8 protein-coding genes are annotated in these 7,789 nt (G+C 57.6%); 4 read left to right on the plus strand and 4 right to left on the minus strand.

Going from position 1 to position 7,789, the window contains the following annotated elements:
- Positions 1-1,048: 1,048 nt before the first annotated feature.
- The gene (locus NW815_RS08500; RefSeq protein WP_414390095.1) at positions 1,049-1,804 is read right to left on the minus strand and encodes an ankyrin repeat domain-containing protein; all 756 of its coding nucleotides are present in this window, start codon (positions 1,802-1,804) and stop codon (positions 1,049-1,051) included.
- A 223-nt stretch (positions 1,805-2,027) separates the two neighbouring features.
- Here NW815_RS08500 and NW815_RS08505 point away from each other — a divergent pair, with 223 nt between their 5' ends.
- Positions 2,028-2,639 carry a DnaJ domain-containing protein gene (locus tag NW815_RS08505; RefSeq protein ID WP_414415905.1) on the plus strand — a complete coding sequence of 204 codons (612 nt, stop codon included), beginning with the start codon at positions 2,028-2,030 and terminating at the stop codon, positions 2,637-2,639.
- Here NW815_RS08505 and NW815_RS08510 read toward each other — a convergent pair.
- Positions 2,636-4,039, minus strand: coding sequence for a 2-succinylbenzoate--CoA ligase (locus NW815_RS08510; protein WP_414390098.1), 1,404 nt, complete (start codon positions 4,037-4,039; stop codon positions 2,636-2,638). The two genes, NW815_RS08505 and NW815_RS08510, sit on opposite strands and share 4 nt — an antisense overlap.
- Positions 4,040-4,185: 146 nt before the next feature.
- Between NW815_RS08510 and petG the strand changes: the two genes are divergently transcribed.
- The 3 genes from petG to NW815_RS08525 all read left to right on the plus strand — a co-directional run bounded on the left by petG (position 4,186) and on the right by NW815_RS08525 (position 7,149).
- Positions 4,186-4,299, plus strand: a complete 114-nt coding sequence (petG, locus tag NW815_RS08515) for a cytochrome b6-f complex subunit V (protein ID WP_011433989.1) — start codon at positions 4,186-4,188, stop codon at positions 4,297-4,299.
- 63 nt (positions 4,300-4,362) lie between these two features.
- A complete protein-coding gene (locus NW815_RS08520) occupies positions 4,363-5,991 on the plus strand; it encodes a bifunctional pantoate--beta-alanine ligase/(d)CMP kinase (RefSeq protein WP_414415906.1) in 1,629 nt (542 codons plus the stop codon).
- A gap of 120 nt (positions 5,992-6,111) precedes the next feature.
- Positions 6,112-7,149: a hemolysin family protein gene (locus NW815_RS08525; RefSeq protein WP_414358051.1), complete on the plus strand. Its 1,038-nt coding sequence runs from the start codon at positions 6,112-6,114 to the stop codon at positions 7,147-7,149.
- A 35-nt stretch (positions 7,150-7,184) separates the two neighbouring features.
- Here the strand turns inward: NW815_RS08525 and NW815_RS08530 are convergent, their stop codons facing one another.
- Together NW815_RS08530 and NW815_RS08535 are read right to left on the minus strand one after the other, a co-directional pair.
- Positions 7,185-7,502, minus strand: a complete 318-nt coding sequence (locus tag NW815_RS08530; RefSeq protein WP_011433986.1) for a hypothetical protein — start codon at positions 7,500-7,502, stop codon at positions 7,185-7,187.
- A gap of 15 nt (positions 7,503-7,517) precedes the next feature.
- The coding region (locus tag NW815_RS08535) for a hypothetical protein (protein WP_414415907.1) at positions 7,518-7,789 on the minus strand (272 nt) is incomplete at its 5' end.

Consider the following 7,789-nt stretch of genomic DNA (forward strand, 5'->3'; position numbering starts at 1 on the left):
TTGCTTCCTGCTAAGGCCTCCGGCCCGCTACGCGAGCAGTTGAAATAGAGGGTAATAAGAACCACGACTGCTATCAGCCCCTCACCCCCCCTTGAACCTGTGCTGTGCCCACAACTCCGCGACCTATCCTCTCAAGAGGGCTGAAACTGCAAATCTTGGCCAATTACCCTTTAGCCCAGGTACTCTGCTTGTGGCCATTTCGATTCAAACTGGGACACTGCACCCATACCTAAAGCCTTGAATACAGGGAATCAGAAGGCTCTCCTCAGTAGCCCAAGCGTCTCACCCTAACTTGAAACGACTACTTGAAGCAGTTTTGTCAAGAACATTTCCTCTTACGTTGGCTAGGCATTGCGATTCAATCTCAATAAAGCTATGCTGTTACTCAGTTGAGTCGTGGAGTCATATCCATCAGTCTTCTTCTCTTGTCTTGGATGTGGCAGGGATCCTGTGCTGGCAGAGCTGGCCATCTGCGTCAGCAGGGATCCCTTTTTCTCCTCTCCAAGGCTAAGCAAGGTTCTGTGCTAATGAGAGTCAGAGTCAGTTGATAGAGAGATTTTTTGCTTGCTCATGTCAATCTGTGGAGGTGGCAGTGTAAAGGAGCAACAGCGGCTGAGGGTTATGGCTTTGGAAGGGGGCAATCTGGCTTCGGGAACCGGAAGACAAGACCGAATACAAAGATTGCTGCTCTAGTTTCCTTTGCAAACTTGTCAGAAGCTAAGGAAAAAGACCAACCTTTTGGGACAAACTGTCTGTCCTATGTCTTGTTTTGTCGTTCAAAAATTTATGTTGGGCTCAAGAGAAACTCTAGAAAAAAGTTGAATCAGGTGGAAGAATCAGTTAGAATCTAGCTGGCGTTAACGCTAACCGCGACGAAGAGACTGGAGGGAGGAAAGCCTAACAGCCTCTCTCCTTTTTTCTGTAGGGGTTACCCTCACTCTCAAACCCCATCTCATGAGAAGGGAGGAAGACCAAATACCCTATGACTTGAAATAGCAGCATTTTCATTAACTTTTGTTTTACTCTCTATGCCAAACTTGATACTAAGCTAAAGAGTTGCTCCTCGATCTTGTAACCATTGAGCAGCCAGCCTGTGTTGGCGTTTTTGTGCATAGGCTAAGGGGGTATGCCCATCTTCATTGCGAGGGTTTAGTTCGGCTCCATTTTCCAGCAAAAGCTCCAGGATTTCGATGTGTCCTTCCCAAGCAGCCCAGTGCATCGGTGTCGCCCCGAATCGGTTGCGCGCATTGGCATTGGCCCCGTACAAGAGCAGAAAGCGAGCGATGCCCAAATCCCCTCGGGTGGCGGCTTCATGCAGAGGGGTTCGGCCTGTTTCGTCAGTGGCATCCACCGGCACTCCCTTGGATAGTAGGCGGGCCAGAATGCTTTTTCGACCGGTGGCTGTGGCCCAGTGGAGAACACGACCGGTGTTGGCTCCCTTTTGGATGAGCAGACCGATTACTTCTACCTGATCGGTTAAAGCAGCCCGATGGAGAGGGGTATAGCCATGGTTATCTGGGAGATTGATATCACTGCCTGCCCTCAAGAGACGCTCCACCAGCTTGACCTGACCCCTGGCGGCAGCCAAATGGAGAGGGGTAGCACCTGTGGGATCTAAGGCATTGGGGGAGGCGCCATATACTAAGAGCAAGTCCAGCAGTCCCAGATGGCCAAGGAGTGTCGCTTTGTGAAGCAAGGTCATTCCCTGAGCATCGACAGCATTTACATCTTCCCCCCGCTGCAAATGGGCCAATAATTGTTTTAGATCTCGATTGGCAAGAGCTTGATGAAGCGCTTCACTCATAACAGATAGAAATAAAAAAGCCAAGTTGCAATGAAGTTGGGCAACAGGAAGGGATCCTCGATAGGCCGGAATGGAGGCTCCAAACAACTTGGGCAAAGTCTAACACTGGATCCCTGCTGCTGAGGGAAGCGGGAGAACCAAGCGCTTGGTGGGATCCCTTAGTCAAGCCGGGGCTACAGGGGTAGACTAGAGCTGGTTTTCGGTCAAGTCTTTTCCCGCTCCCTTGACTTCGCCACTGTTTATGGATTACTACGCGATCCTGAACCTATCTCCTGCAGCGGACATTGAAGAGATTAAACAGGCGTTTCGACGGTTGGCGCGGCAGTTTCACCCTGATGTGGCAGGGGAGGGATCCCGAGAGCGTTTCCAACAAATCCACCAAGCCTACCAAGTGCTGAGCGACCCTGAGCAGCGGCGGCGCTACGATGCACAACGTCAATCTGCACAACGTCAATCTCCACCCAGCTCTCCTGCTGCCGGCGAAAGGCGGGTGGTCATTCGCAGCATAGGCCCCTCATCGGCAGAGCAGCCCAATCCGGAAGGGCTCAAGGAGGGGATTGCCCGCGTCAAGGCAGCCTGGCGGGAGCGGAAGTTGCCCACGGCGGTGGCCCAGGCGGAGGCGCTGCTGAAACGGTTTCCCAACTCCAGCGAGGCCATCCACATCTTGGCGTTGGCCTACCAGCGCTTCGGCAACCATTTGATCTACGAGGGGCGCTATCAGCAGGCGGAAGCCTACTTGAGAAAAGCTTTGGCCACGGAGCCGCACAACCGAGAATTGGCCTTTGAAATCAAGCGAGATTTAGCCCGTCTGGGCATTCGGGAGGGATCCCGCTAACTTGCCTGCGTTGGGATCCCCAACGTCTGAGCTGCCCACTGCCGGAGTTGTTGGCGGTTGACTTTGCCCTGAGGGTTGCGCGGGATCCCCGTACACCACAGCCAGTGCTTGGGGTGCTTGAAGGGACTCAGTTGGCGGCTTAGGTGTTGCTTCAGGTGCATTTCCAGCTCTTTGGGGATCCCCGTTTTGGGGACGACCACCGCCACCACCTGCTGCCCCCATTCGGCATCCGGTAGGCCCAACACGCACACATCTTCCACCCAGCCGCTGGCTCGGATCTCCCCTTCCACTTCCGCAGCCATCACCTTTTCCCCGCCGGTTAGGATTAGGTCATCGGCTCGACCCAGCCAATGGAGACATCCCTGGGGGTCTAGATAGCCCAAATCGCCGGGGGTAAAGCCTTGCTGTTGCCCTTCGCGTAAGCGGTGCGTAGCACTTAGGTGCGGGTAGTAGCCCAGTGCCAGCGACTCTGCCTGAATGTGAATGTAGCCCACAGCATGGCTGGGCAGGGGATCCCCTTTTTCGCTGCGGATCTGGAGCGTGGCGTGGGGCAGAGGCCGACCCAGACTGTCGCTCCCTTGCCAAAAGGCTTCTGGCAGTAACGTACACACCTGGGAGGCGGTCTCGGTCATACCGTAGGTGAGGGCAAGGGGAAGGTGAAGTTGCCGGGCCTGTTGCCGCAAGCTGGGCCAGGTGGGGCCACCGCCGACCAAAATGGCCCGAAATTGGCGCAGGCTCTCCAAAACTCCCGGATGGGCGCTGAGCAACAGCCGTTGCAACTGAGTGGGCACCAGCGATAGAAAGCTCCCCGGCAAAGGGGGATCCCAAGACTCGGCCTGCTGTTGCCGTTTCCAATCCCAGACAACCCACTGCCCACCGCTCAGCCAGGAGCGGACTGCCTGCATCAAGCCGCTGACGTGGTACAAGGGCAGAACGCAATAGCTGTGTACAGGCCCAACGGCAAAGTGCTGTTGGTGGGCTTTGGCCGAGGCACTGAGGGTCAGCCAAGAGTGCAGGGCCCATTTCACTTGGCCGCCAGAGCCACCCGTGGGGATGCCGATCAACGGCCAATGGGAGCTGGGCAAAACTTCCCGCAACTCTCGCAGGCGCGGATTCAAGGGGGCGGGATCCCCTTCCAGTCGGCCCTGGCGCCAGCACCAGCCGGATCCCATATCCGCCAAAGCCTGTCCCCATTCCCGTTCTCCCCAGTGGGGATTACCCAGGAACAGCGGGATCCCCAAGCGTTGGCAGGTCAAAACTGCCGCCCACACCTGCACCGGATCGGAGTCTGCCACCAGCAGGGGAACGGCCTTGTCTGCCAAAGGGCGCAGTTGCTCTTCCAGTTTGGACAGGCACTCCTTCAAGTCTCCGCCATCCCCGGACAAGACAATTGACCTCATGGGCTATGGGTATGCCATCTCAACGGCTTCGCGGATCCCCTGCATTTTATTAGGGGATCCCCCCTCGATTTCCTTGGCAAGGAACGGTGAGGATAGGTTTGGGCTTGGCTTATCATGATCTAGGTTTGAACTGGGAGGTCTGTGTTGTGATCGAGCCGATTTTGTTGGGGATCGTCTTGGGCATGGTGGTGGTCACCTTGGCGGGCTTGTTCGTGGCAGCCTACAGGCAGTATCAACGCAGCAACAAGATCGGCCTGTAGGAGCAGCCTTTGGGGGGGTTGGAGAAAACCCATAGGGGAGAGAGAGATTGAGGTGGCATGGCGATGCACTGGCTGCGCACAGTTGCTGCTTTGCGGGAGCAGGTAGCCGATTGGCGGGGATCCACAGTTGGCTTGGTGCCCACGATGGGATCCCTGCATGAGGGCCATCTCAGCCTAATCCGCCGCTGCCGGCAAGAGTGTGACCACACGGTGGTCAGCATTTTCGTCAATCCGCTGCAATTTGGCCCCAACGAAGACTGGGATCGCTATCCCCGCGACGAAGAGGGGGATCGGGCCTTGTGCGAGGCAGCAGATGTAGATGTGGTGTTTGCGCCCGACCCGGAGGAGATGGGAGCCGACCCCGCAACCGGAAGCGACCGCACCTGGGTCATGCCCCCCGAATCCCTTCTGCAGACCCTCTGCGCCCCCCACCGACCTGGCCACTTTCGCGGTGTAGCCACCATTGTGCTGCAACTGCTGAACCTGGTGCAGCCGCAGCGGGCCTACTTCGGCCAAAAAGACGCCCAGCAACTGGCGATCATTCAGCGTTTGGTTCGGGATCTGCAAATACCCACCACGATTGTTCCCTGCCCCACGGTGCGAGAAGCCGATGGCCTTGCCTGTAGCTCCCGCAACCGCTACCTTTCTGCTGCTGAACGACAGGTGGCTGCCGGGCTATACCGGGCCTTGCGTCGGGGATATGACCATTGGCAGGCCGGGGATCCCTCAGCAGAAGGGATCCTTGCCGCCGCCCGTGCTGAGCTGGAGCATACCCCAGAGCTGCAACTGCAGTACCTGGAATTGGTGGATCCCCAAACGCTACAGCCGCTGCCGCGGGTGGAAGACAAGGGCCTGCTGGCCATTGCTGCCTATGTGGGGCAGACTCGCCTGATCGACAACCTGCTCCTTTCCCCAGAGCAAGGGGATCCCTCGCCGGAGAGAGTCCAGCATGCGGCACCGCCCTCTTCCGGCACGACCTCTCCCCCGCGTCGCCCGCTGATTGCCATCGATGGCCCGGCTGGAGCCGGAAAATCCACCGTGGCGCGGGCAGTGGCAGCCCAACTGCAACTGCTCTACTTGGATACCGGAGCCATGTATCGGGCCATCACCTGGCTGGCACTGCAACGGGGGATCCCTTTGGACGATGCCGAGCAACTCACCCAACTGGCCGCCCAAACCCAGCTCACCCTGCAAAGTGGCACCTCTTCGACAGAGCCGACCCGCATCTGGGCCGATGGCGAAGAAATTACCCAGGCCATTCGCTCTCCGGAAGTGACCCGCTGGGTCTCTCACGTGGCGGCAGTGCCGGGAGTACGCCAGGAGCTGGTGAAGCGGCAACGCAGCATTGGCCGGGATGGCGGTGCTGTCTTGGAGGGGCGGGATATCGGCACCCACGTCTTTCCTGATGCAGAGCTGAAGGTTTTCTTGACCGCTTCTGTCGGGGAGCGGGCGCAGCGTCGGCAACACCAACTCCAAGCTCAAGGGCAAATGGTACCCCTTGAAGAATTGAAGGCGCAAATCGAGCAGCGGGATCGCCGTGATAGCGAACGGCTGATTTCTCCTTTGCGGCCTGCCCCCGATGCCATCTTGATCGACACAGATCACCTGAGCCAATCCGAGGTGCAAGACAAGATTGTCATGTTGTACCGGCAACTTTTGGAGCGATCCGGCTCCGCCCATTTCGATCAGTAGCCTTAACTCAATTCAATCAAGAACAAATCAACGGGATGAATAAGATCTTCGAGGAGCTGACTGGCTTGAGCAGCTTGGGTTTAGTCCTTCGACGCCACCCATATCCCGTAACGGAGCGCTATGGTTAATGTCTTCCTCTTGGCCTTTTTGCTGCTCCTCTCAGGAGCTTGCTCTGGGGCCGAAACCGCCATCACGGCCATGGACAACCTGCGCCTGGAATCTCTGATCGAAGAACAAGGGGATCCACAGGGCTTGTATCGACTGGCCCAACAACAGCGCTCGCGGCTGATCACCACCCTGTTGCTGGTGAACAACTTTGTCAACATCGGCATTGCCGCTTTGGCCACAACCCTCTCTATTGAACTGTTGGGAACCCAGATTGGAGCTTTGGCTGCCACCGTGCCTACCACGATTGTGGTGCTCCTGTTTGGGGAAGTAGCCCCAAAGTCCTTGGCGGTGAGCCATCCACTGGGGGTGTTCCGCTGGGTGGTGCGGCCTGTTCATGTCCTATCGGTGCTGTTGCGCCCTTTTAGCGACGCTTTTGAGTGGGTTGTCAGCAGGCTCTTCAATCTATTGGAATTCTCCCCCCTGACGGCCACCGCTTCTCTCAAGGATTTGGAGCTGCTGATCGATGTGTTGGGGCAGCGGGGGCTGCTGGATTGGCAAAAACGGCGGCTGTTCCGTGGGGCCTTGGCTTTGGACTTGCTGCAGGCGCGGGACGTGGCCAAGCCCAGAGTTAAAATGGAGACCATCTCCCACGACAAAACACTGCAGGATGTGGTAAAGCTCTGTTTGGAAACGGGCTACTCGCGCATCCCCGTGCAGGGAGAATCCAAGGACGAGATCGTCGGCATTATCCACCTCAAGCAAGCCTTGCGCTATCTCGATCAAAAAGGCAATGCCGAAGTGACCCAGGCGATGGCACCGCCTTTTTTTGTGCCGGACACCAAGCGGGTCAGCTTGTTGCTCAAGGAAATGCTGCGCTCTCGCCAACACCTGGGGATCGTGGTGGATGAGTTTGGCGGCACCACCGGCCTGATCACGCTGGAGGACATTTTGGAGGAGCTGGTGGGCGATATTTACGACGAGAGCGACCTCTCCCCCCTGCTGCTGCGGCGGCAGCGGCGACCAGGTGGAGCTTCTACCTCCCCTGGCTGAGAACAGGAGCAAGGGGATCATCCCCTCTCTAAGTCCTAGCTGGCTCTGGAGGGATCCGTCTCCGCGGCTGTTGGGTTTTCGTGCGCGCCGGGAGTGAGCTCCCCAAAGCCGGCCTCGACGGGATAGCGGGCCACAAAAAAGATCCAGAAGCTGTGGATCCCTAGCCCCAAAGCCCACCAGCCCAACAGGGGCACCAGCCACGGCCAATCCGCGCGGTACAGTTGCTGAAAAAACACCAGCCCAGACCCGCTACAGAGGAAAACAGACAGGTGGGCGGCATAGGTATAGCGATCATCCAGCTTGCGAAATTCGGGATCCCGACGGGAGGGCTTCCGGGGCCAGCGAGGCGGCATGGCAAAACCATCCAGTTAAAACCTTCTCCAGTGTAGAACAGCCGTCGGCGGGGATCCCTGAGACTGGGGATCGACATTTCTGCTGCGGAACCCCAGTTTCAACGCCCGCTTGCCCAGCCAGCGCACGAGCCAACCCATCAACAGCACCACCACCACCGCCAGCAGCAGAGAAGTGACGTCTTCACCGGTGGCCAACAGCGGGTTGCCTAGCCCCCCTGTGGTGGTGGTAGAGGTCACCAGTGTGGCACAAAAATGCGAAAGTAAACTACCCGACCCTGACTGCTTCG

It is taken from the genome of Synechococcus sp. R6-7 (assembly GCF_047461695.1).
In the GTDB taxonomy this organism is placed as follows: domain Bacteria; phylum Cyanobacteriota; class Cyanobacteriia; order Thermostichales; family Thermostichaceae; genus Thermostichus.